At 39.7% G+C, this 24,910-nt stretch carries 26 protein-coding genes; 20 read left to right on the top strand and 6 right to left on the bottom strand.

Translation table 11 applies throughout. The features are described 5' to 3' along the window. Positions 1-23 precede the first annotated feature (23 nt). Positions 24-455 carry a hypothetical protein gene (locus tag AC1M9P_RS10475; protein WP_035265332.1) on the bottom strand — a complete coding sequence of 144 codons (432 nt, stop codon included), beginning with the start codon at positions 453-455 and terminating at the stop codon, positions 24-26. A 79-nt stretch (positions 456-534) separates the two neighbouring features. Continuing rightward, positions 535-1,311: an SDR family oxidoreductase gene (locus tag AC1M9P_RS10470; RefSeq protein WP_481587554.1), complete on the bottom strand. Its 777-nt coding sequence runs from the start codon at positions 1,309-1,311 to the stop codon at positions 535-537. A 107-nt stretch (positions 1,312-1,418) separates the two neighbouring features. On the opposite strand from AC1M9P_RS10470, the gene mazG reads away from it, so the two are divergent. From mazG to yjgA, 9 genes are all read left to right on the top strand, one after another. Then, on the top strand, positions 1,419-2,213 hold the full coding sequence (gene mazG, locus AC1M9P_RS10465; RefSeq protein ID WP_481587553.1) for a nucleoside triphosphate pyrophosphohydrolase: 795 nt from the start codon (positions 1,419-1,421) through the stop codon (positions 2,211-2,213). Continuing rightward, positions 2,206-2,616 carry a ComEA family DNA-binding protein gene (locus AC1M9P_RS10460; protein ID WP_092768325.1) on the top strand — a complete coding sequence of 137 codons (411 nt, stop codon included), beginning with the start codon at positions 2,206-2,208 and terminating at the stop codon, positions 2,614-2,616. Before mazG ends, AC1M9P_RS10460 begins: the two co-directional genes overlap by 8 nt. Before the next feature lie 153 nt (positions 2,617-2,769). Continuing rightward, positions 2,770-4,227, top strand: a complete 1,458-nt coding sequence (gene pcnB / locus AC1M9P_RS10455; RefSeq protein ID WP_092768327.1) for a polynucleotide adenylyltransferase PcnB — start codon at positions 2,770-2,772, stop codon at positions 4,225-4,227. After that, positions 4,224-4,712, top strand: a complete 489-nt coding sequence (folK, locus tag AC1M9P_RS10450; protein ID WP_035265339.1) for a 2-amino-4-hydroxy-6-hydroxymethyldihydropteridine diphosphokinase — start codon at positions 4,224-4,226, stop codon at positions 4,710-4,712. Before pcnB ends, folK begins: the two co-directional genes overlap by 4 nt. A gap of 40 nt (positions 4,713-4,752) precedes the next feature. Continuing rightward, a complete protein-coding gene (gene panB / locus AC1M9P_RS10445) occupies positions 4,753-5,562 on the top strand; it encodes a 3-methyl-2-oxobutanoate hydroxymethyltransferase (RefSeq protein ID WP_179998618.1) in 810 nt (269 codons plus the stop codon). A gap of 2 nt (positions 5,563-5,564) precedes the next feature. Continuing rightward, entirely contained in the window at positions 5,565-6,404 is an 840-nt protein-coding gene (gene panC / locus AC1M9P_RS10440; RefSeq protein ID WP_035265343.1) for a pantoate--beta-alanine ligase, read from the top strand. 39 nt (positions 6,405-6,443) lie between these two features. Next, positions 6,444-7,295 (top strand): RNase adapter RapZ, encoded by an 852-nt coding sequence (rapZ, locus tag AC1M9P_RS10435; protein WP_035265345.1) that lies wholly within the window; start codon positions 6,444-6,446, stop codon positions 7,293-7,295. Further along, positions 7,292-7,561, top strand: a complete 270-nt coding sequence (locus AC1M9P_RS10430; RefSeq protein WP_035265349.1) for an HPr family phosphocarrier protein — start codon at positions 7,292-7,294, stop codon at positions 7,559-7,561. The genes rapZ and AC1M9P_RS10430 overlap by 4 nt, the downstream gene beginning before the upstream one ends. A gap of 2 nt (positions 7,562-7,563) precedes the next feature. After that, the gene (gene yjgA / locus AC1M9P_RS10425; RefSeq protein ID WP_035265351.1) at positions 7,564-8,097 is read left to right on the top strand and encodes a ribosome biogenesis factor YjgA; all 534 of its coding nucleotides are present in this window, start codon (positions 7,564-7,566) and stop codon (positions 8,095-8,097) included. 57 nt (positions 8,098-8,154) lie between these two features. On the opposite strand, the gene AC1M9P_RS10420 is transcribed toward yjgA, so the two are convergent. Beyond that, positions 8,155-9,795, bottom strand: coding sequence for an acyl-CoA synthetase (locus AC1M9P_RS10420; RefSeq protein ID WP_481587552.1), 1,641 nt, complete (start codon positions 9,793-9,795; stop codon positions 8,155-8,157). Positions 9,796-10,059: 264 nt separating this feature from the next. On the opposite strand from AC1M9P_RS10420, the gene AC1M9P_RS10415 reads away from it, so the two are divergent. Genes AC1M9P_RS10415 through AC1M9P_RS10405 form a run of 3 tightly spaced genes read left to right on the top strand, consistent with a single transcriptional unit; the run spans position 10,060 to position 14,291 of the window. Then, complete coding sequence (locus tag AC1M9P_RS10415) at positions 10,060-11,802, top strand: neutral/alkaline non-lysosomal ceramidase N-terminal domain-containing protein (RefSeq protein ID WP_481587551.1); 1,743 nt, start codon at positions 10,060-10,062, stop codon at positions 11,800-11,802. After that, positions 11,799-13,088: a D-arabinono-1,4-lactone oxidase gene (locus AC1M9P_RS10410; RefSeq protein ID WP_481587550.1), complete on the top strand. Its 1,290-nt coding sequence runs from the start codon at positions 11,799-11,801 to the stop codon at positions 13,086-13,088. The genes AC1M9P_RS10415 and AC1M9P_RS10410 overlap by 4 nt, the downstream gene beginning before the upstream one ends. A gap of 3 nt (positions 13,089-13,091) precedes the next feature. Then, complete coding sequence (locus AC1M9P_RS10405) at positions 13,092-14,291, top strand: alanine racemase (protein ID WP_481587549.1); 1,200 nt, start codon at positions 13,092-13,094, stop codon at positions 14,289-14,291. 58 nt (positions 14,292-14,349) lie between these two features. Here the strand turns inward: AC1M9P_RS10405 and AC1M9P_RS10400 are convergent, their stop codons facing one another. After that, positions 14,350-15,969, bottom strand: a complete 1,620-nt coding sequence (locus AC1M9P_RS10400) for a glutamate synthase-related protein (protein WP_481587548.1) — start codon at positions 15,967-15,969, stop codon at positions 14,350-14,352. Positions 15,970-16,294: 325 nt separating this feature from the next. On the opposite strand from AC1M9P_RS10400, the gene thrS reads away from it, so the two are divergent. Beyond that, positions 16,295-18,217, top strand: coding sequence for a threonine--tRNA ligase (gene thrS, locus AC1M9P_RS10395; protein WP_092768341.1), 1,923 nt, complete (start codon positions 16,295-16,297; stop codon positions 18,215-18,217). Between the two features lie 5 nt (positions 18,218-18,222). After that, the gene (gene infC / locus AC1M9P_RS10390) at positions 18,223-18,774 is read left to right on the top strand and encodes a translation initiation factor IF-3 (protein ID WP_081403231.1); all 552 of its coding nucleotides are present in this window, start codon (positions 18,223-18,225) and stop codon (positions 18,772-18,774) included. Between the two features lie 435 nt (positions 18,775-19,209). Here the strand turns inward: infC and AC1M9P_RS10385 are convergent, their stop codons facing one another. Continuing rightward, positions 19,210-19,680 (bottom strand): Hsp20 family protein, encoded by a 471-nt coding sequence (locus tag AC1M9P_RS10385; RefSeq protein WP_179998611.1) that lies wholly within the window; start codon positions 19,678-19,680, stop codon positions 19,210-19,212. A gap of 270 nt (positions 19,681-19,950) precedes the next feature. Between AC1M9P_RS10385 and AC1M9P_RS10380 the strand changes: the two genes are divergently transcribed. The 5 genes from AC1M9P_RS10380 (at position 19,951) to rplT (ending at position 22,086) form a co-directional block, all read left to right on the top strand. After that, positions 19,951-20,568, top strand: coding sequence for a glutathione S-transferase family protein (locus AC1M9P_RS10380; protein ID WP_481587547.1), 618 nt, complete (start codon positions 19,951-19,953; stop codon positions 20,566-20,568). Between the two features lie 72 nt (positions 20,569-20,640). Beyond that, a complete protein-coding gene (locus AC1M9P_RS10375) occupies positions 20,641-20,940 on the top strand; it encodes a hypothetical protein (RefSeq protein ID WP_035265366.1) in 300 nt (99 codons plus the stop codon). Beyond that, a complete protein-coding gene (locus AC1M9P_RS10370) occupies positions 20,937-21,362 on the top strand; it encodes a YqaA family protein (protein ID WP_035265367.1) in 426 nt (141 codons plus the stop codon). The genes AC1M9P_RS10375 and AC1M9P_RS10370 overlap by 4 nt, the downstream gene beginning before the upstream one ends. A 158-nt stretch (positions 21,363-21,520) precedes the next feature. Further along, the gene (gene rpmI / locus AC1M9P_RS10365; protein ID WP_004278281.1) at positions 21,521-21,715 is read left to right on the top strand and encodes a 50S ribosomal protein L35; all 195 of its coding nucleotides are present in this window, start codon (positions 21,521-21,523) and stop codon (positions 21,713-21,715) included. Positions 21,716-21,726: 11 nt separating this feature from the next. Continuing rightward, positions 21,727-22,086: a 50S ribosomal protein L20 gene (gene rplT / locus AC1M9P_RS10360; RefSeq protein ID WP_004867327.1), complete on the top strand. Its 360-nt coding sequence runs from the start codon at positions 21,727-21,729 to the stop codon at positions 22,084-22,086. A 607-nt stretch (positions 22,087-22,693) separates the two neighbouring features. Here the strand turns inward: rplT and AC1M9P_RS10355 are convergent. Next, positions 22,694-23,719 (bottom strand): hypothetical protein, encoded by a 1,026-nt coding sequence (locus AC1M9P_RS10355; RefSeq protein WP_481587546.1) that lies wholly within the window; start codon positions 23,717-23,719, stop codon positions 22,694-22,696. A gap of 169 nt (positions 23,720-23,888) precedes the next feature. On the opposite strand from AC1M9P_RS10355, the gene pheS reads away from it, so the two are divergent. Further along, complete coding sequence (gene pheS / locus AC1M9P_RS10350; RefSeq protein ID WP_035265373.1) at positions 23,889-24,869, top strand: phenylalanine--tRNA ligase subunit alpha; 981 nt, start codon at positions 23,889-23,891, stop codon at positions 24,867-24,869. Positions 24,870-24,910: the final 41 nt, after the last annotated feature.

Here is a 24,910-nt window from a genome sequence, read left to right as displayed (position 1 = left end):
CTGATCACTCAAATAGAGTTAAATCAGATTTTGCATTTTTTAGAACCTTGATAGATTCCAATATTATCGATGTTTGCTTGCGATGCAGCTTTGATCTGTTGCTGTAATGGAATATTTGCAGCATCAGAAGTATCGCTTTCACCCGCTACAGAGTTTGCAACTTGCCCCATTTTTGTTGCTTTTTCTGAGTTGCCACCGAAAGTAGATAATGCATTACCTGCCATACCCGCCCATTTGCTCAATGATTTAGCTGGCGTTTGGGTTGCAGCAGCTGCAATATTTTTATCAGCATTTTCTAAGTTACGCTTAGCATTGGCTTTTTCAACAGCTAGTGTTGCACAATCCATTGCCTTGAGTTCAGCAGTTGAGTGTTGTTTCGTTGGTAGTTCACCCGAAGCTTGAGCAAGAGTCGTTGTTAAAGCAGTAGCGATAGCTAAAGTTAAAATTTTTTTCATTATATATTCTCATTTGTAACGCATTGTTATAAATGCCCCTGTTGGGGCGAGGGAATATTACACAAATGCGACTAATTTGTCATTTCTTTTTACTTAATATTAAATTTGTCACTCTATTGATCAATTGAGGACTGAATCTTGACAGGTGATACATCAGTTCAGTTTTGATGCCAACCGTATGGTGAGTCACGGTTAAGTGATGGTTTTTTAAACGTGCGACACGGTAAATTTCCTGAGCAACGTCTTGGGCGCTGAGACTGACTCCCATATTTTGAATCGTACCCGCATCCATGCCTTTTACCATGGCAGTCTGAACAAATAATGGCATGATGTCTAATACGCGTATTCCATATTTTTGCCATTCAACATCAAGACCTTCTGTAATGCCGCGAACAGCAAATTTACTTGCTGAATAGGACACTAAATCAGCTTGACCATAGATAGCAGAAGCAGAGGACATATTGATGATACGTGCGTGGGAGGCCTGTTTTAAGAAAGGGAGCGCAGCATGACAGCCATTGAGAACGCCGTTAACATTGATATTAAATGTTCGATGATGCGATGAGATATCTGTATTTTCGAATGCCCCTGAATATAAGATGCCAGCATTATTTAATAATATATTTATTTCACCAGCCCATTCGTTGAACTCAGTTAAAGCACTTTGCCATTGGTCGTATTGGGAAACATCTAGCAAACCCGCTTTAGCATTTGGCCCTAAAGATCGAGCCAATTGTTCAGCTTGTTCGAGATTGATGTCATAAATACCGACTTTATAACCTTGCTGATAGAATAGTTTTGCGGTAGCTGCGCCAATCCCTTGAGCCGCGCCACTGATAAAAATGCTAGATGTCATCGAAAATCCTTGTTGTTTTACATCATTTTATGTTCCTAGTTGAGCATAAGATTGTTCATTGAATCAACAATATCTTTAAACTCATCATTCACTAGAGATCAACTTTCATGGAAAAACTTTTAAATATCATGCAAGAGCTTCGTGCGAAATGTCCATGGGATCAAAAACAAACGCCTGAAAGCTTGACTCGCTATGCGATTGAAGAGGCTTATGAGGTAGAAGAAGCAGTTCGATCACAAAATACAGCGCATGTAAAAGAGGAATTGGGAGATCTTCTGCTGCAAGTTGTATTTCAATCGCAAATGTATAGTGAGCAAGGAGCATTTAATTTTCATGATGTGGTGGAAACACTGTGCGACAAGTTGATTCGAAGACATCCTCATGTCTTTCAATCGGCTCAATTTGAACAACTAAATGAACAGCAGGTGAGTGAACTTTGGCAAAAAATTAAGGCTGAAGAGAAAAAAGACAAAACTAAATCACGTTTAGATGAAATTAAAGCGGGTCCTGCCTTAGATCAAGCCGAGCAAATTCAAAAAAATGTAGCTCAGATTGGATTTGATTTCGAAAATGTTGAGCAAGCGTATGAAAAGTTAGATGAAGAGTTATCTGAATTGAGAGAGGCGCTCAACCATCAAAATTCCGACGAAATACAAGAGGAGTTTGGAGATTGTTTATTTTCTTTAATCAATGTTGGACGTAAAATCGGCATTTCAAGTGAGATGGCTCTACTTGGAACCATCCATAAATTTAAACAACGTTTTTCATACATTGAGTTGCAGGCAAAAAATAGAAATACGCCCATTGAAAATATGAGTCTCAAAGAAATGGACCAATTGTGGGATCAGGCAAAAGTGTATCTAAAGCAACATAACAATAAAATTCAGGTTCAACATGAATAGCATCATTTCTTTTCTTCTTCTGATATTTACTGCATGTGTGAGTTTAATCAGTTCGGCATATCCACAACAGTTTGATCAATCTTACTTAAAATGGAAAGCAGAGCAAGAAGCTCATGATCAACGACTTAACCGGCAAAGTGCGAACCATTATTTATCTCGACCAGCCGTAAATACATCATCAAAGCAAGCAGCTGGTGGTGTCGGGCAATCAACTAAAGTTCGTCTTAATACGGCTTCAATGGTTGAACTACAAATGATTAAAGGAGTGGGTGAGAAGAAAGCTGCTGCAATTATTGAGTATCGGCAAAAGCATGGCAGTTTTAAGTCAGTAGATGAACTTCAAAATGTCAAAGGAATAGGTCCAAAGTTTATCGAAAAGAATCGCAACCAGTTAGCCCTCTAACACATTTTTATAGAGATCAAATGGCACTAAGGGGTGTTGAAATTTAATCAATTTTGACGGTGAATCTTGGAGAATAAAATTGCCCTTTGATTGTGTTAGAGCTATGATTAGCACAATTATGATTTTACGTTCTGACGTAGGAGACAGCGTCTTTTGCAAACTTTGCACGCGTCAAAGTGCGGTTTATCCACTGCACAATTACCTTCTTCCATTTTAGATGTTATTGATTCTTTAACTAAAGCCGGCTATGAAGCCTATATCGTCGGTGGTGGTGTCCGTGATTTGATGCTTGGACTTGCCCCTAAAGATTTCGATGCTGTAACCAATGCGACACCTTCACAAATTAAAGAAGTATTTGGTCGTCGTTGCCGAATTATTGGTCGTCGTTTTGAGTTGGCTCATGTCTATTCTGGTCGTGAATTAATTGAAGTGGCCACTTTCCGAGCTCCTCCTAAAAAAGCAGTGACTTCTGCTGCAGGGATGATTCTAAGAGATAATAATTGGGGCTCAATTGAAGAAGATTTTGCTCGTCGAGATTTCTCAATCAATGCGATGTATTACCAACCGCGTAAGGGTATCGTTCTTGATTTCTGTAACGCTATTGATGATATAAAAACAAAAACATTGCGTTTATTGGGTGATCCAAAGTTACGTTTTGAAGAAGATCCAGTTCGTATGTTACGAACACTGAGATTTGCTGCGAAACTTAACTTTAAAATTGATCCTGCAATTTTAGACGTATTTACACCTGAAGCAACCTTGCTTTTACGTGATGTATCACCACATCGTTTATATGATGAATCTCAAAAGTTATTCACAATGGGGCATTTGAATCGTGTGCTCCCAATGTTGATTGAGTTTGGAATCTGGAAACAATTATTTGCAGATATCCCTCCTCATATTGATGCATTTATTGAACGTGCAGCGAAAAATACAGATCAGCGAATTCAAATTGGTAAAACGATTAACCCTGCATTTTTCTATGCGGTATTGTTGTGGAAACCATTCCTTGAGCGTTGTGATTTTTATATGCATAAAGGTGTTGTGGCAGCTGAAGCACGTGCTCAAGCTGGCTTAGATGTGCTGAAGCGCCAAGCGACACGCACGATTATTCCGCGTTTTGCAGAAACCTTTATTCGTGAAGTTTGGGAAATGCAAACTCGTTTGTTGAACCCAAAACCTCAGCAAATTGAAGCACTCTCAGGTCATGCTCGTTTTAGAGCAGGTTTTGACTTTATGTTGCTGCGTGAAAAGTCTGGAGATCAGACGACCAATGGCATGGGTCAATGGTGGGATGCTTATCAGTTGATGTCTTTGGACGAAAAAGAGCGTGTGATTGCGCAGTACAATCGTCAACGGACTAAATCACGACGTAAAGTTGCCGTGACCGAAGATGTTGTGGAAACAAAGCCTCAGCAGATTGAACCGCTAGTTAAAGAGACGGAGTCACGTAGCCGCCGCAGTCGTAAGGCCGCTTCAGCGAATGAGCGAAGAACAGAGCAAAATGCGAGTATCGCTTTGGATAATGGTATTGCAGCTGATCATCCTATTTTGAAGCGTAAACGTGTCAAACGCGATTTAAATACAGTGGTGTTTGGTCCTATCCAATGACAGTACGAACATATATTGGACTGGGAAGTAATTTAGGTGATTCTCAGCAGTTGATGGCAGAAGCCTATACGAAACTGGCAATGCTGGGTGTGGTGAAAGCATCAAGGCTTTATCATAGTCCACCTATGGGTCCTCAAGACCAACCACATTACCACAATGCGGTCGTTCGTTTAGATACGAGTCTAACGGCGCTTGAATTATTAGATGAATTACAAAAAATAGAAAATGAAGCAGGGCGGGTGCGTTTACGTCGTTGGGGTGAACGCACACTCGATTTAGATCTATTGTTATATGGTGATCAAACGATTCAAAATGATCGCTTAACTGTTCCGCATATCGGGATATTTGAGCGAGATTTTGTCATACTGCCGTTATTAGATCTGGATGTCGAATTAGAAATTCATGGACAGAAAATTCGAGAAACGAATATTGCAAAACACAGCCAATTGGATGTTTTAGCAGATTCATCTTGGATCAATATTTAAACTTTAAAATGTTCTAAGGAACTGTGTTAGAGGACATCTTATGATCAGTCTGAGCGATTTAAGACAATTCAAACAGCAAGGTCGAAAATTTTCATGTCTGACTTGTTATGACGCCAGTATGGCGAAGGCAATGGAAATTGCTGAAATAGATACCATTTTAATTGGTGATTCGCTTGGGATGACTATTCAAGGCCATGATTCAACGTTGCCTGTGAATGTGGAAGATATGGTCTATCACACCTCAGTTGTACGTCGTGGAAATAACCATGCTTTCATCTTAACTGATCTGCCTTTTATGAGTTATGCCACACTCAATGATGCACTAGTAAACTCGAAAAAAGTGATGCAAGCTGGCGCACAAATGGTCAAGCTTGAAGGTGGTGCTTGGCTTGCTGAAACGGTCGAAGTATTGACTCGCAATGGTATTCCAGTGTGTGTCCATCTTGGATTAACGCCACAATCCGTTCATGTATTTGGTGGCTATAAATTACAAGCCAAAACGCGTGAAGCTGCGGATCAGCTGATTGCTGATTGTAAAGCCGTTGTTGAGGCTGGGGCTGCAGTGTTACTGCTAGAGTGTGTACCTGCACAATTGGGTCAAGAAATTACAGAACTATTTCCGCATGTACCTGTGATTGGTATTGGTGCTGGGGCACAAACCGATGGCCAAGTTCTGGTTGTTCAAGATATGCTGGGATTAAACTTCGGTCGTGTTGCACGTTTTGTACGTAATTTTATGAAAGAACAGTCTGGTGAAACGGCCATTCTTGATGCAATCAAATCGTATCATGCTGCTGTACTAGATCAATCTTTCCCTGCTAAAGAACATACGTTCCAAGTTGAGCTTTAATCATGAAAACTGAAACAACAATCCATGGTTTAACCGCATCACTTCATGCTGCTCGTCAAGCACGAAAGACTATTGGTTTTGTCCCGACCATGGGGAATCTACATCAAGGTCACTTAAATTTAGTACGTGAAGCACGTAAATTATGTGATGTGGTTGTGGTCAGTATTTTTGTGAATCCGATACAATTTGGCCCAAATGAAGATTATGACAGTTACCCACGCACACTTGATCAAGACAGTCAGTTGTTGGCTGAAGAGGGTTGTGACATTATTTTTGCACCTTCAGTTGAGCAAATGTATGGCAGTCAACCTCGCTTAACAAACATTAGTGTCGGTCAAATTACCAATGATTTATGTGGTGCTCAACGTCCGGGGCACTTTGATGGTGTTGCGGTAGTGGTAACGAAGTTATTTAATATCGTACAACCACATTTTGCATTTTTTGGTCAAAAAGACTACCAGCAGTTGGCTGTGATTAAGACAATGGTACGTGACTTGAACATGCCGATTGAAATTATTGGTGTGCCAATTGCACGTGCTGAAGATGGTTTGGCATTAAGTTCACGTAATGGTTATCTTTCGGCTGAACATCGTCAAATTGCACCAGTTATTTATCAATCTTTAAAAACTGCTGAAACAAATTTAAAACAAGGTCAAGCGCTTACAGAGGTTCTTGCTGAGATAAAATCAACTTTAAGTGATGCTGGCTTTGTCGTGGATTATGTTGAAGCACGTAATCCAATGTTGCAGGCAGTAGAGCAATTTGACCAAGATATTGTGTTATTTGTTGCTGCGAAAATTGGTTCGACACGCTTGATCGACAATTTACAAATCAGTCTTTAAAACAGGATTAAACTCGATGATGATCGTCAGGTGTGGTGCATGAAGCGAATTCTTATTGTTACAGGACAATCCGGTTCAGGGAAGTCATCTGCATTGCAGGTTCTCGAAGATTTAGGTTATTACTGTATCGATAATTTGCCGCTAGCATTACTTCCTGAGATCGTTGGAAAGTTAGATCAAGAAAATAATTTAGAACAATTGGCTTTAGGGGTTGATGTTCGGAGTACACGCGCTGATTTGCAAGAATTTGAGCAAGTTTATCAGCAACTGGAAAAACATGGTGAGGTCGAGGTGATTTATCTCACCACCAAAGATCAAGAGTTAATTGCTCGTTTTAGTGCTTCGCGTCGACCTCATCCACTGGCGAATCGTTTTAAAAGTCTGAATGAGTGCATTCAGGAAGAGAAACAATTACTGTTGCCGATTCAATTAAGAGCAACTGTACAGATTGATACATCAGATAAAAGTGTCCATGATCTTAAAGATACATTATTATCCCGCTTAGGGCAGGTAGATAACTTAATTGTTATTTTACAGTCTTTTGGATATAAGCATGGTATTCCGTTGGATGCTGATTTTATTTTTGATGTGCGGCATTTACCCAATCCACATTGGGATTTAGAGCTTAGAAAATATTCGGGTTTAGATGAGCCCATTGAAAAATTCCTGACATCATTTGACCAAGTGAATATGATGTTTGAGGATTTAAAGCAATTTTTAGAGAAGTGGTTGCCTGCCTTTGCAGAAGGGCATCGCCATTACATTACGGTTTCGATTGGATGTACAGGTGGTCAGCACCGCTCTGTATTTATTGTGGATAGACTCAAAAAGGCGCTTGAGGCACAATGGTCTATTCAGGTCTTGCATAGAGAAATGAAGCACTGGTCATGATTGACACAACTGTTGACGTAATTAACAAATTAGGATTACATGCGCGTGCGTCAGGCAAGCTCATTGAGGTCACTACCAAATTTCGAAGTTCGATTAAAATTGGTAAGGGCGATAAATTAGTCGATGCCAAAAATATTATGTCTTTGCTCATGCTCGGTGCAGGCAAAGGAACTACATTAAGACTAGTGATTGAAGGGGCAGATGAAGAGAAAGCTTTGTCTGAAGTTCAAGCATTATTCGCAGCAAAATTTTACGAGGCTGAATAATCGTGGCACGTCGATCGCAACGTTTTACTGAAGATGATTTTGAGTCTTTAGAAGGACGTGCAAGTAAAACTGAACAAAAGAAAGCTGTACAACGTATGGCTGCTTTAGGGGCTCAACTTGCTGAGTTACCCAAAAAAAAGATTGAAAGCCTTCCTGTGGAAGAGCGCTTAATTGAAGCTTTATTGGATGTTCAATTGATAACATCAGGTGAGGCTCGTCGTCGTCAATTTTTGCGTATTGGTAAATTATTACGCAATGAAGACGAGAGCATGATCTTATCTTATTTGACACCTCAACAAGGGGCGAAAAAGACAGCACAATTGCACCGTTGGGTCGATCGTATGATTGCACAAGGTGAGCCTGTTATTAAAGAATTTATGAAGACTTACAATGCTGCAGAGCATCATGCAATACGTCAGCATTTACTTCGTATTGAACGTGATATTCAAAAAAACTTAGGTGAGGATGCTGTTGCACAATCTAAGTTAAATTTGCTGAATTACGTTCAGCAAGTTGCACTTATCTCTGATCGTTGATGGTCAAAAAAAAGGTCTGATATTTCAGACCTTTTTTATTTCTTAGATGCTTAATATTTAGAGTGCAGCACGATCTTTTGCCCAATCTCGCAACACAAACTTTTGCAGTTTACCTGTTGAAGTTTTAGGGATTTCAGTAATCACTACGTCTTTAGGTACCTTGAATCGAGCAAGATGTTGTTTGCAGTATTCAATGATTTCTTCAGGTGTAGCTTGTTGCCCTTGCTTCAATTCAATAAATGCGCATGGAACTTCTTGCCAACGTGGATCAGGTTTTGCAACAACTGCAGCTGTCAGCACGGCAGGGTGTTGATAAAGTACTTCTTCCACTTCAAGTGAAGAAATATTTTCACCACCAGAAATAATCACATCTTTCGAGCGATCTGTGATTTTGGCATAACCATCAGGCTGGCATACGGCAAGATCGCCAGTATGGAACCATCCACCAGCAAATGCTTCAGCGGTGGCTTCAGGATTCTTCAAGTAACCTTTCATGACAATGTTGCCACGGAACATAATTTCCCCCATGGTCTGACCATCGTTCGGTACAGGCAGCATCGTTTCAGGATCCAATACTTTCATCCCATCTTGAAGTGGATAAGGTACACCTTGGCGTGAATGTAGTTGAGCTTGTTCTTGGATGCTTAAATCACTCCAGCCTGCTTGCGAAGCACATAGCGCTGATGGTCCATAGGTTTCAGTGAGACCATAGACGTGGGTAACATTGATTCCTAGATTTCGCATACCTTCAATAATGGCAGCTGGTGGCGCTGCACCAGCAACCATCACTTCGACTCGATGATTAATTTCGCGTTGTTGCTCTTTTGGTGTGTTGATCAACATGGACAATACAATTGGTGCACCGCAGAAGTAATCGACTTGATGATCCGCGATCAATTGATAGATCTGTGCTGGATCAACTTTTCGAAGACAAACATTTGTGCCACCGTTGGCGGCCATGGTCCAAGCGAAACACCATCCATTACAATGGAACAGAGGCAAAGTCCATAAATAGGTGGCACGGGGTGTCATACCACAAGCAATGATATTACTCGCTGCATTAATATAAGCCCCACGATGATGATAGACCACACCTTTTGGATTCCCAGTTGTGCCTGAGGTGTAGTTTAAGCTGATGGCATCCCATTCATCCTGTGGTAATTGCCACTCAAACTCAGGATTACCTTGTGAAAGCCAAGATTCATACTCAATTTTTCCAATACGGGGCGCTTGATCATTGAATTCATATTCAGTATCTGCAACATCGATAACATAAATGTCCTGAGGAACTTGTGCTAAAGCTTCCTGTGCTAATTCTGAGAATTCAGGGTCAACTAAAAGTACTTTTGATTCAGCATGTTCAAGCATAAATGCGAGTGTTTTTGCATCTAGGCGCGTATTTAATGTATTGAGTACAGCGCCTGCCATAGGCACTGCAAAATGCGCTTCGATCATGGCTGGAATATTTGGAAGTAATACCGACACAGTATCATTTTTTTGAATACCAAGCTTTTGCAGCTGATCGGCAAATTGACGGCAACGTTTGTACTTTTCTTTCCAGCTAATCCGGCGTGTACCATGAATAATTGCATCTTGCTGAGGGTAGATATAGGCCGCACGCTCTAAATATCTGAGTGGAGAAAGGGCAACAAAATTTGCTGGCGTTCTAGGTAGTTCGTCATACGGACTTAAATTCATTTTAGTATCCATCTTCATTTTTATAATCCTGAGTAAAAGATAAGCAAAAAATAAACGGAATACATTTATCCTTTAGTCGAGCAAACGTGACATTTTGTCAATTAGGCGAAATTTCATATTTTTTAACTTCATTTTATTGCGATTTATTCGTGAAGTTGGTGATATTTATTTGTGCTGAATAATGTAATTGATCGAGAAATGGGGTAAATTTTAAACAGATTTTAAGTTTCAAAATCGAATAATAAAAGCAAAAGGATTTTGCATATGTATATTGTTGGGTGGGGGAAAGATGAAATTAACATCGAACCCAAAGGCTATGCCATGTTTGGCTATGGGATGTGGCATCACCGTGCCTATAAAAAAAGAACTTCGCTGTATGCGAGAACAGTGACCATTCAAAAAGATCAAGATGCCCCATTGATATTATGTTGTCTAGATTTTGGCTGTATTACTTCAGCAATTCGAATCAATGTAATCCAACGCTTGAATGAAACGTTGAGGGATTGTTTCGATCCGCATCGTTTGGTTCTAATGGCAACGCATACCCATTCAGGTCCAGGCGGTTGTGGTTATGAAGCTCTTTATAATATGCCGACACCAGGATTTGTGCCTGAGCACCTTGATGCAGTTGTGGATGCTGTGCAATCCAGTATTCAACAGGCATTATCCAATCGCGATTTTACAGAGATTCGATTAGCGACAATTGACATTCCTGAGCAAGTCCCTGTGGCATGGAATCGCTCGATAAAAGCGTATAATCGAAATCTCGATACTGCATTCGTCGATGAATCTGAAACTTACAAAGCAATCAATCGACAAATGCAAGTCCTTGGCTTTTATCGTGGGGAAAAGCTTCATTCTCTGTTGTCACTGTTTGGTGTGCATGCGACATGTTTGGGCAATCAATTAGACGCTCATGATGGTGATAATAAAGGCTATGCCGCAACACTTTCGGAAGAGACCTTAAGTGCTGCTGGGGTGTATGGACCAGTTTGTATATTTGCGCAAGCAACAGCAGGCGATGTGTCACCACACTTCCATGGAAAGAATCAGACTAAGATCAGAAAAAAGATAAAAGGAGAAGCAGAATACATCTATGCGAGAAACAATGGTCGTATACAGAGTGAGTATGCTTTAGCCGCTTTACTTGAGAAACAGAATCAAAACATCCAATATCAAGATTTGGATGCAGTACTCGAGTATGTGGATATGGCAAATACTGTGGCTGATCCAGAGTTTTCAGGTGGATATAGCAATGCGATAACAAGCCAAGCTTGTCATGGGACAGCATTTATTGCGGGCACACCAGTCGATGGTGTGGGTGCTGCAAAGCCATTGATCATGGCTATGAATTTACTTTCAAAACAATTCAAACGAAGTAAATTGAATTCAAAAGATCCAGTGGAAAGTGCTTATTATCAGAAGCTTTATCATGCTCAAGGACCCAAAAATATTATTTTTGAATCGGGTCAGCATCGGATATTAGGAAAAAAATTAGGTTCACTTCCTGGTGTTTTAGATCCACTCATTGCTGAAATGAATGCTCAAGTTCACGCTGGCGCAATTCAAGAAAGCGATTTAGTGCCACATATTGTGCCAATTCAGCTCATTCGAATCGGTCAACTTTTTTTGGTATGTGTTCCCGGAGAGTTTACAACAACTTCAGGTAAGCGCGTATTAAATACCATTCAGAAAAGTGTATTACCGACATTTCCTAACGCAAAAATTTGGTTTGCATCTTATTGTAATGACTATATGGGCTATGTCACGACATTCGAAGAATATCAAGAACAAGCCTATGAAGGTGGACACACTTTATTTGGTCAATGGACTTTGGCAGCTTTTCAAACCTATTTTAAACATTTGGCTAAACAGATTTGTTTGCCACCTGAACAACGTCAATTATCAAATTGCGTACCTAAAGCAGTACCTCAAAAAGAATTAGAGAAAAGAACCAATCGGGGAAATGTTCAAACCGCCGTTGCACAAAAGGAGTTGGCAACATGAGTAATCTGACACATCATTATTGGTCTAACTGGTCGGGATATTGCCACTCAAACCCGCAACATATCTTATATCCAGACCAATTACATGAATTACAGGATATTGTGATTCAACATCCTAAAGTTCGTGTGGTTGGTGCAGGGCACTCATTTACTCCGTTGGTAAAAACGGATGCGTCTATTATTTCTTTAGACCGATTTTCAAGTGTCTTAAATGCTGATCAGGCTAAATGCCAAGCGACGTTATGGGCAGGTACTCGACTATTCAATTTAGGCCAGCATCTTGCGCCTTATGAGCAGTCGCTTATGAATCAGGGTGATATTGATCAACAAAGTTTAGCTGGTGCTGTATCTACAGGAACACACGGGACAGGTGCAGCGCTATATTCTATTTCAGGCTATGTAGAAGATTTTGAGCTATTACAGGCAAATGGGGATTTAATCCAATGCTCAAAGACGGAGAACCCTGAAATTTTTCAGGCAGGTAGAGTATCGTTGGGATCGCTCGGGATATTAACGAAAATAACCATGCAAAACCGCCCTAGATATAAATTGAAAGAGAAAATTCATTTAGCCCCTGTAGAAGAAAGCCTTGATCAATTTCTCCAATTGATGCACCAACATCGGCATTTGGAATATTTTATTTTCCCTTTTACAGATCAATTAATTTTTAAAACACTTGATGTTACAGAGGGTGAGGTGAAGCCAAGAGAAACTTCTTGGCCATCTGAGGATCAACTTTTAACATGGTGTTGTGAAATTTCTAAAAAAGCCCCTTTTTTGACGAAATATCTTCAAAAATTAGTCGGTGTTTTTGTGAAGCCAACAGAATTCATTGATTGGTCGAGTGATATTTTTGCAACACCTCGGAATACCAAATTCAATGAAATGGAATATCAAATTCCAATTGAGAATGGTATTCAATGCATCAAAGAAGTGATTGCAACGTTTAGAAAATATCAAATAAATTCTTTTTTCCCTATCGAATTCCGCGTGGTCAAAGGGGACGATATTTGGCTAAGTCCTTTCTATCAGCAAGACAGTATTTCGATTTCAATCCATCAATATTATAAGCAGTCACCTCAAAAAGTATTTGATCTTATTGAGCCGATTTTTCAAAAATATCGAGGCCGTCCACACTGGGCTAAGATGCATCAACTGTCTCACCAAGAGATGCGAGCTCTTTATCCGAAATGGAATGAATTTATGCAAATCAGAGAAGCGCTCGATCCCCATCGAAAGTTTCTCAATCCCTATCTTGAAAAACTATTACTTGGGCAACAAGGATGAGAGATGAATAGTTTTTTTAATCAAATGAATGATGATTTGCGGGCACATGGTTTAGGTCAACCTATGCTCTTGATCGATGACGATGCATTAAACTTTAATATTGCTTATGTAAAACAGCAGCTAGCTTCGGCAAAGCACTTAAAACCGCGGTTAGTCGTTAAATCTTTGGCTTGTTTGCCTTTGTTAAAAAAGCTAAGTTTCGATTTAGACACCCAACACTTTATGGTATTTCATATTGATCACTTACAATTGATGTTCAATCATTTTGATCAAGCTGATTTACTCTTTGGCAAGCCGATGCCAATTCGTGCAGTAGAAAGGTTTTATCAAAACCATCACACGCCAATCAAATGCAAGATACATTGGTTAATTGATTCCTTTGCTCGTTTGCAACAATATCATGCCTTGGCTGATCAACTGGGATTTAGCTTCAATATCAATCTTGAAATTGATGTGGGATTACATCGTGGAGGCGTTCAAAATTCTGCTGAATTTATACAAATGCTCAATTATATTCAGCAGCATCAAAAAACGCTAAATTTGAGTGGTTTAATGGGCTACGATGCGCATGTTACTAAACTACCTAAGATGGTGAAGCGTCCAGAAACAGCTTATGCTGAGTCTCAACATATTTATCAAAATTATCAGCACATCTTAAAACACCAATTCCCAGATTTAAATCATGCTCAGCTGTGTTTTAACGGAGGAGGAAGTCCAACCTTTAGTTTTCACGTGAAACATAGTGTGTGTAATGATCTGTCATTTGGCTCAATGTTGCTAAAGCCCAGCGATTTTGATTCTGAACATCTTTCTTTGCTTAAACCCGCTTTATATATTGCGAGTCCCGTACTGAAAGTATTAGACGAAGTCTCATTGCCAGGGATACCTTCATTTAAAAAAATAAAATTCTTTCAGAAGCATCAAGCGGTTTTTATCTACGGTGGCTATTGGATGGGTCAATATGTTTATCCAGCAAAATCTCATCCTCATTTATTGTATGGACGAAGCACCAACCAGGAAATGATTTGTGTCGATCGTAAAATTGATATCCATCCTGATGACTATGTATTTATTCGACCGAGCCAGAGTGAGGTGGTCATCCCGCAGTTCAATCGCACGTACCTTTATCGAAAAGAAAATGAGTGGAATTCATCTGATTTGGAAACGAGTAGATTTGAACCTTGGGAAAATTTTAGAGAGTAGTGATTAAAAGAAAAAAAGGGATGAAGTTAATCATCCCTTTTTAGCATTGGTTTGAAATTTATTGGACGCCGCCGTAATGGATGCCCGTTAATTCACTGATTTCTTTTTTCCAAGTGGTTAAGTCATCCAAATTAAATTTACTTAAATGGTCATGCCCACAAGCACGCGCCATTACTTGCATCAACTCGACTGAAGCATTGAAGAAGTTGGCGAGTTGCTGTGCTGATTTTTCTATTTCGAGTCTTCGACGCAAATGATCTTTTTGTGTTGCAATACCGACAGAGCATTCATTTGTATTACACGCGCGCATTCCCAAACAACCAATTGCCTGCATGGCAGAGTTAGACACGGCAATGGCATCTGCACCCAGCGCTAAGGCTTTAATAAAATCAGCAGGGACACGTAAGCCACCTGTAATGACCAAACTAATGTCACGACGTCCTAAACGATCTAAATGACGACGTGCCCGTGCTAAAGCAGGAATGGTCGGCACTGAAATATTGTCACGGAATAATGTTGGTGCTGCACCTGTACCACCACCACGACCATCTAAAATAATGTAGTCCACACCTATCGCAATCGCAGCATCAATGTCTTTTTCGATATGCTGTGCAGACAGTTTAAAGCCAATCGGAATGCCACCTGTCTGCTCGCGTATATAGTTTGCAAACTCCTTGTACTGTGAAAGTTCAGTCCAATCCGGAAAGGTTGCGGGAGAAATCGCAGATTGTCCTTCTTCTAAACCACGTACTTCTGCAATTTTTCCGACCACTTTATGCCCGGGTAGATGTCCGCCTGTTCCTGTTTTTGCTGCCTGTCCACCTTTAAAGTGAAAAGCTTGGCATTTTTTTACTTTTTCAATGTCATAGCCAAAACGACCAGAGGCCAACTCGTAAAAATATCGTGAATTCGAGGCTTGTTCATCATCTAACATTCCACCTTCACCAGAACAGATGCCAGTACCTGCCATTTCCGCACCCATTGCCAGTGCAGTTTTTGCTTCTTGCGATAAAGCTCCAAAACTCATGTCGGAAACAAATAATGGAATATTGAGTCTCAATGGTTTTTTTGCATTTGCTCCAATAATCACTTCGCTTGCAACGGGGGCATCATCCAGTAGAGGAACTTTCCAAAGTTGAGCTGTGACCAGTTGAATATCTTCCCATTTTGGAAGTTTGTCAAAAGGCACACCCATGGCTGCGGTAGGACCATGATGACCGAAATTTTTTAGACCATTTCGAGCTAATTCTAAGATGAATCTATTGTGTGGCTCTTCAGGAGCAGGCTGAGAATCTGCGTAGAGTCCTTGATAACGATCACGATTGAATTGCTGTGGATTTCTTTTTTCCCAAGCTTCGATTTCTTCTAAGTCAACATAGACATGATCATCATGAATCCAAGCTTTAAATTTTTGCAGATTTTTATTGAGATATCTCGGGTTAATGCCAGTTTTATAGAGGTAATGAGAGCCGTGAAGGCCACATACAATTTTGTCGCCTTGAATATGGGCATCGGACATGAGTGCTCCGCGATGCTGACAACGACCATACATGACAACGACTTTTTCTTCATCATGATCTTCAAGACGAAGAACAACAAGATCCACATTGGCTGCTAAAGCATATGCGGGTTTAAGCGGCTGGAGTGTAGACCAAGCAATTAGTGGGTGAGATTTCATATGACCTGCCTAATGATTTCAGTGGGTTATATTTATTTGTTTAAAAGTATGTTGATCATCTAATAGAAAGTATAAAAGATTATTTTTCTATAATTGGGATAATATTGGTTTAAATATTAAATTGGGAATATATTTTAACTATTTTTGTCACAATTAAAACTGCTATCGCCTAATGCTCGATTAACGGTTTATTAAACAACGTGACACGTGTAAAATCTCTAGCGATTTTATTTATCCACCGTTTTTATCTTTTGAGGTTCGCCTCGATCATAATCTCGCGGTGACATGCTCCATTGTACGGGGCATCACTCCTTAAGGATTTTTTATGCCAATTATTACTTTGCCAAACGGCGATCAAAAACAATTTGATCAAGCTGTCTCTGTCATGGAAGTTGCTCAAAGCATCGGTCCAGGTCTTGCAAAAAATACGGTTGCAGGTCGTGTAAACGGCCATCTAGTTGATGCATGTGACTTAATCACTGATGATGCCACGTTGCAGATCATTACGCCTAAAGATGATGAAGGTGTTGAAATTATTCGTCACTCTTGTGCCCATTTAGTTGGTCACGCAGTGAAGCAGCTTTTCCCCGAAGCAAAGATGGTGATTGGACCTGTCATTGAAGATGGTTTCTATTACGATATCTACAGTGAAAAACCATTTACACCAGATGATATGGCTGCCATCGAAGAGCGTATGAAAAAGCTCATCGATCAAGATTATGATGTCATTAAAAAGATGACACCTCGTGATGAAGTGATCAAAGTATTCACTGAGCGTGGTGAAGATTATAAATTACGCCTCATCGAAGATATGCCAGATGAGACTCAAATGGGTCTTTATTATCATCAAGAATATGTGGATATGTGTCGTGGTCCACACGTACCAAACACTAAATTCTTAAAGTCATTTAAGTTGACGAAGATGTCAGGTGCTTACTGGCGTGGTGATGCGAAAAACGAACAACTTCAACGTATTTATGGTACGGCTTGGGCGGATAAGAAGCAGTTGGCTGCTTATATCAAACGTATTGAAGAAGCTGAAAAGCGTGACCACCGTAAAATTGGTAAAGCGCTTGATCTGTTCCACATGCAAGAAGAAGCACCAGGCATGGTGTTCTGGCATCCAAATGGCTGGACGATCTATCAAGTTTTAGAACAATACATGCGTAAAGTTCAACAGGACAATGGTTATCAAGAAATTCGCACACCTCAGGTGGTCGATTTTAGTCTGTGGGAAAAATCAGGACATGCTGCAAACTATGCAGAAAACATGTTTACTACACATTCTGAAAACCGTAACTATGCCGTTAAACCAATGAACTGCCCATGTCATGTTCAAGTGTTTAACCAAGGTTTAAAATCTTACCGTGATTTACCAATTCGTCTTGCTGAATTTGGTTCATGTCACCGTAACGAACCATCGGGTTCATTACACGGGATTATGCGTGTTCGTGGTTTCACCCAAGATGACGCACACATTTTCTGTACAACTGAGCAAATTGGTCAAGAAGTTGCTGACTTTATTAAACTGACTTTAGATGTTTATAAAGATTTCGGTTTTGAAGAAGTGCAAATGAAACTCTCAACACGTCCAGAAAAGCGTGTAGGGGATGATAAGCTTTGGGATGTTGCTGAAAAATCTTTAGCTGACGCACTGGATGCAGCGGGTCTCGCTTGGGATTTACAACCTGGTGAGGGTGCGTTCTACGGTCCTAAAATTGAATTTTCTTTGAAAGATTGTTTAGGTCGTATCTGGCAGTGCGGTACAATCCAATGCGATTTTAACTTGCCATTACGTTTAGATGCATCTTATGTCACTGAAGACAACGATCGTGATCATCCTGTGATGCTTCATCGTGCAATTCTTGGCAGTTTTGAACGTTTTATTGGTATACTTATTGAACACTACGCTGGATTTATGCCACCATGGTTGGCACCAATTCAAGCATGTGTGATGAATATTACCGATTCTCAAGCAGATGCTTGTCAGTCAGTCGTCGCTAAATTGCAAGAAAATGGCATTCGAGCGATTTCAGACTTGAGAAATGAGAAAATCGGCTTTAAGATTCGTGAGCGTACTTTAGAGCGTATTCCATACCTATTGGTGCTTGGGGATCGAGAAGTAGAGGAAGGTACAGTGAATGTACGTACTCGCTCTGGAACAAATTTAGGTACTATGTCTATCGATGCATTCGTTGACTTAGTGAAAGTAGCCGTAGCCGAACGCGGCCGGTATATTGTGGAGTAAGAAAGATTAAACAGCCTGACCGTAACCAACAACAAGGTGCTAAAAGCAATCGTCCTGCATTAAATGATGAGATTCGTGCGAAAGAAGTACGTCTCGTTGGCGCTGACGGAGAACAAAAAGGCATCGTTTCACTTGCTGAAGCGTTGCGTGCTGCAGAAGAAGTTGATCTTGACCTCGTTGAGATCGTTGCGAATGCAGAGCCGCCTGTTTGTAAAATCATGGATTACAACAAGCATTTATTTGATCTGAAGCAAAAGCAAAAAGATGCTAAGAAAAAACAGCATCAAGTTCAGGTTAAAGAGATCAAGTTGCGTCCTGGTACAGACGTTGGTGATTACAATGTTAAGTTGCGTGCTATTCTGAAATTCCTTGAAGAAGGCAACAAAGTTAAAATTACTCTACGTTTCCGTGGTCGTGAGATGGCTCACCAACAATTGGGTCTTGCTCAATTACAAAAGATTGAAGCTGATGTGGCTGAAATCGGTGTAGTGGAACAAGCACCAAAAATGGAAGGCCGTCAAATGGGTATGTTACTTGGTCCTAAAAAGAAAAAGTAAAACCGATTTAGAGAAAAAGCCCTGCACATGCAGGGCTTTTTTATATGTTGATTGAAGGAATATAGGTACATCCTGAGTTAGTAAAGAGAGGAACGACTGTAGTTGGGGTATAAATCATCAGTTGAATATTTCCATCAGGCAGTACTTTAGTGAAGTCTAATAAACGTATATTTTAAACTTCTCGAATCATTTTGTGGCTTGAGTAGAAAATGTAATTATTTCGACAGGTAAACTCGTACTTATGCATAGAAAATTCTAGATGGATGGTAAAACTGAATAGGTTTAGAGTATTTACTGTCTTGAAAGATGACCCAAAAAGGATTTTTTATATTGCACATCAGGAAATTCGTTGCTCAAAGTACCTGTAGATTTGATCTATAAAAAAAGCCGATACTTTTGCATCGGCTTTTTTTGTGACTCATTAAGTTCGATGCTTTATTCGACATGAACTGTTTTTTCAGTAGACTCTGTATTTTCTAACAGAAGTTTTTTGCCAATTGGAATTTGTCGAGGTAATTTCTCTTCTGGAATGATACGCTCTAAGTCGATCACTAATAAGCCATTTTCATAATCTGCTTGTTGAACTTCAATATGTTCATCTAAGCGAAGCGATAATTTAAATGAACGACGCGCAATTCCTTTATGAAGATATTCGGTTTGTTCAGATTGAATAGCTTCTGGTTTTCCTGTGATCGAGAGAAGCTGATTTTCAAGACTGATATTTAACTCATCTTGACTAAAGCCTGCAGTAGCGACCACGATGCGATATTTATTCTCACCTTTTTTTTCAATGTTATAAGGTGGGTAGTTTGGAGCATCACTTTGCATTGCATAATCAATAAAATCGTTTAAACGATCAAAACCAATGCTACGACGAAACAATGGATGAAGATTTAAGTTACTCATGATTAAAACCTCCTGAGGTCAGCAAAGTCATAAAAATAAGAATGTTGTTCTGTCATGACTATCATCAACAGAACCAGATGATCATCATAAATCTGGCAATTTTTTATATAGGTTCAGACCGAAATTTTTCAATAATAAATTTAAAAATATTTTATAAATAATTGATTTTTTATAACTTATAAATAAAAAATTTCTATCCTTGTTGTTTGGTTTGAAATGATTTATCGTGGATAAATCAATCAACAAAGGGCATATGGAGCCTGAACTGTAATGATCGATTTATATTATTGGGGAACACCCAACGGATTAAAAATAACAATTGCACTCGAAGAAATGGCTTTAGATTATCAAATCTATCCAATCAATATCTTAGAAAATGATCAGTTCCAAGCTGACTTTCTTACGATCTCTCCTAATAATAAAATTCCTGCGATAGTTGATCAAAATGGACCGAATAATCAAGCAATTTCGATTTTCGAATCTGGTGCAATACTGCAATATTTAGGACGTAAAACGGGACAATTCTATCCTCAGCACGAAATCGCGAGGATTCAGGTCGAACAGTGGTTGATGTGGCAAATGGGTGGTCTAGGACCGATGTTAGGTCAAAATCATCATTTCGCTAAATTTGCTAAAGAGAAAATCCCTTATGCAATCGAGCGCTACATTACAGAAACCAAAAGATTATATGGAGTGCTCAATAAGCAGTTAGTTGGGCAAGACTATGTGGCAGGTGAGTACTCTATCGCGGATATGGCAATTTTCCCTTGGTTGATGCGGCACGAGTGGCAAAGTATTCGTTTAGCAGAGTTTCCTGAAGTGGAAGCTTATATTCAACGTATCCAACAGAGACCAGCGGTACAAAAGGCGCTTGCACTACTAAAGTAGATCACGGATTTAAGTGTGATAAACTCTACATATCTAAACCACCATTCGGTGGTTTTTTTATGGAGAACTGCCATGAAGGATTTTTTTTTAAATTTTAGCAAAATTGTTGAATCTAATTCAAAAGTATACTGGGCAATTATTGCTGGTATTTTACTCTGTGTTGCTTCTTATATCGTCGAAATATTTCATGTGCAAAATATCATTGCAGCAATCGAACCAGATTCTAGGGATCAATTAAAACAGGTGATTCCAGCGACAACGAGTAAATATACGGTGCTACGTGCCATCATAGTAGTGTTAGCAATTGCTTGGTCGATAAAAGAATATCGTAAAACTCAGAAACTTCTAGCGGTGAATAAGTCCAGTAAATGAATCTGATTTTATTGTTCTTAAGTGCCTTTGGAGCCGCCACTTTATTGCCCTTACAGTCCGAAGCAATATTGTTGGGGTCATTTGCTCTAAAACAATTTTCGCCGTGGATGCTTATTTTTGTTGCAAGTGTAGCGAATGTGATGGGTTCATGCGTTAATTGGTGGTTGGGCTTAAAAATAGAGCAGTTTAAAACCAAAAAGTGGTTTCCATTTAAGTCAGATCAAATGATTCGTGCTCAACGGGCTTATCAGCAGTATGGTACATGGTCACTTCTTTTAAGTTGGGTGCCTATCATTGGTGATCCAATCACCTTAATTGCAGGAATCTTGAAAGAAAAATTCTGGAAATTTATCTTCGTGGTGGGTATAGCGAAAACAGGTCGATATCTATTTATCTACTGGGTGTATCTTGGTTTGTTCTAAATTTTCGTAGAGTAAAACTCATCAAGATTAATTTGTCTGAATCAAGATTAACGGTGCTTTTGTTTTGCGCAAAGATGCTATAGAATACTCGCTCCCTTACCTGCAGGTCGTATTGTAATGGTGCAAACGAGCCGAACAGGTGTTCAAAAGAGGTTGTTATGCCTAAGATGAAAACTCGCCGTGGTGCAGCAAAACGCTTCAAAGCGACTGCTAACGGTTTTAAGCGTAAACAAGCGTTCAAACGCCACATTTTGACCAAAAAATCTGCTAAGCGTATTCGTCAATTGCGCGGCTGTGTAATGGTTCACGTAAGTGACGTTGCTTCAGTTCGTCGTATGTGCCCGTACATCTAAGGAGATTATAAATGGCTCGTGTAAAACGTGGTGTACAGGCTCATCGCCGTCACAAAAAAATTCTTGCTCGCGCTAAAGGTTACTATGGTGCTCGTTCACGTGTTTACCGCGTAGCGTTCCAAGCGGTAATCAAAGCAGGTCAATATGCTTACCGTGACCGTCGTCAAAAGAAACGTCAATTCCGTGCTTTATGGATTGCGCGTATCAATGCTGGTGCACGTCAAAATGGTTTGTCGTACAGCCGTATGATCGATGGCTTGAAAAAAGCTCAAGTGATCATCGACCGTCGCGTACTTGCTGACATCGCTATGCATGACGCAGTTGCATTTGCTGCTTTAGCTGAAAAAGCTAAAGGCGCATTAGCTGCTTAATCATCGTAGATGAGAAAAAGACCGCTTTTTAGCGGTCTTTTTTATTTTCATTGTTTACGACCAAATAAAGCCAAGAGATCAGCATGAATAAAATTATGGTCGTCGGTACAGCAGCATCTGGGAAAACAACCTTTGCACGTAAGTTGGCTGCTCAACTGTAAGTCGATCATATTGAACTTGATAATCTCTTTTGGTTGGATAACTGGACTGAGTCATCTTCAATACAATTTCAAGAAAAATTTATAAGTCGTGTTAGGTCTATGAATAAGGGCTTCGTAATTGATGGTAATTATTCCCTGATTCAAAATTTAATCTTAAGTGAGATCGACACTGTGATTTGGTTGGATTTTTCACTACGCGTAAATCTTTATCGTGTGATTAAGAGGTCGCTATATCGTGTGATTAGCCAAAAGAAAATATGGAAAAATTCTAACAATAGAGAACATTGGGCGAAATTGTTAAGTAAAGACTCAATAATATTGTGGGTAGTCCAAACGCATGGGAAAAATAGACTTAAATATTCGCAGATGATGAAAGCCACTCAATATCATCATATAAAGTGGCTACATTTTCATAAATCTGAACAATTAGATGAATTTTTAAAACATCACAGTCCAAAATAGTAAGCGCAGAAACAGATTATTGCAGTGACTAAAATGAGGGCAAACACATTTGATTTACCTGTTTTAGGTGTGGGTTGGTGAGGAGAGGAATCATTGTAAAAAAAGCGTTTTCCATGTTGAGTATGTGTTGAGGCTTCATCCAAAGGGGAGTGAATTTCGGAGCTTTTTAAATGAGCAGATTTATAGTGATTTGCTACTTTAGTGATGAATTTTGCACTCAGGTCATCTAACTTTTGTTGAAATACCTTCAGTTGTTTTTCTTCCTCAAGAGATTCTTGATGATCTTGCTCCAAAAGTTTTCGTTTTTGAATATTTAAATGTTGTTCTAGATGCATGAAACGGACTAAGGTTTCATTGGCATAAGGTGCTGCATAATCTTGTGGCAGTAATGGTAAGGCAACTCCAATGTTGCAGGGCGATTGATCGTCAGTACCATAAAAGATTGCACCACGCTCAACGGATTGCACACCTTGTGCTAATGCGCGATCGAACAGCTCATTCTCTGTGTAGTCGTGAATATCATTCCAATTAGGTGCTTGAAGATCTGCCTCAACACGTTTGATATGCTGGGTGGATAGATCAAAACGCCAAAATGTTTCAATTCGTGCGGGGAGTGTTTGATTGTTTGGTATGTCGAAGTCTTGTTCAGAGCTATACCATTCGGCAAGTTCTTTACCACAGATCCATGCTGTTTTTACATTACGGTGATGACTGACAATGAAATGGGGATATGGTAAAAGTTCAACATTTGGATTGGGATTTTTTTCATCGATTAATAAACTTGAGTTATGTAGGCTTAAGCGTGTGACACCCTGACGTTTTAAGCTTTCTAACCAAACTTGGAAGTGTTGTGCCAATAAGTGTTGTGTATTTAAATCTCGAAAAAGGAAATGGTGCTGATTAAAAATCGCATGATTTTTCCAGTGTTGAAAACTTAAATCCTGACTTAAAAACTCATTGCCATAAGTCACGAGTGTGAGCTGTTGTTTCCAAATTTGATCTAATGCCATGACATATCTTCTCAATGATCATTGAGGATATCTTAAACTTTTTATAAATGTAATTTCCAATTTAATTCCACATCCAATTTTAACACTTGCTGATCTTCATACGGAGCTATAAAAGCTGTTAGAATGCGCAGTTATATTATTTTTTATATTTGTTGCTTTGAGAGTTACTATGTCACTGGAAGCCCTGACCACTGAAGCGCTCGCTGCCATTGCAGCAGCTCAAGACCTTGCAACACTCGATCAGGTTCGAGTGCAATTTACGGGTAAGAAAAGCCAGCTTGCTGAACAATCGAAAGCACTGGGTAAAATGGATCCGGAAGAGCGTAAGGTCTTTGGTGCGCAGATTCATTCAGTTCGAGAAGCGATTAATGGTGCATTAACTGAGCGTCAAACTGCATTACAAAAAGCTGCACTAGAACAAAAATTAGCAAGTGAACAGATAGACATCACGTTGCCTGGTCGTGGTCAACAGGTGGGTAGTATCCACCCAGTGACCCAAGTACAAGAGCGTATTTGTCAATTCTTCACGAAAGCAGGTTTTTCTGTTGCGACTGGTCCAGAGGTTGAAGATGACTATCACAACTTTGAGGCATTAAATATTCCGGGTCATCACCCTGCGCGTGCAATGCACGATACCTTTTACTTCGATGTAAACCATTTGCTTCGTACGCATACCTCTGGTGTACAGATTCGTACGATGGAAACACAGCAACCACCAATTCGTATTGTATGTCCAGGTCGTGTGTATCGCTGTGACTCAGACCAAACACATTCTCCGATGTTCCACCAAATTGAGGGTTTGTACGTTGCAGAAAATACGAGCTTTGCTGAATTGAAAGGATTATTGGTTAATTTACTGAATGAGTTCTTTGAAAAAGACTTGAAAGTACGTTTCCGCCCATCTTACTTCCCATTCACAGAACCAAGTGCTGAAGTCGACATCATGGATGAGCGAGGAAAATGGTTAGAAGTATTAGGTTGTGGCATGGTGCATCCAAATGTTCTTCGTTCAGCGGGTATTGATCCAGATAAGTACAAAGGCTTTGCATTTGGTTTAGGTGTTGAACGTTTTGCAATGCTTCGTTATGGCATAAACGACTTGCGTATGTTCTACCAAAATGATGTGCGTTTCTTACGCCAGTTTGCTTAAAACTTTTTATTAAATCCTCTCCTAACTTGAGGAACTCCACA

The organism is Acinetobacter sp. 25-47-122, from assembly GCF_056779695.1.
Note: the sequence above shows the minus strand (reverse complement) of the source record. Positions and strands in the feature narration are given on the sequence as shown.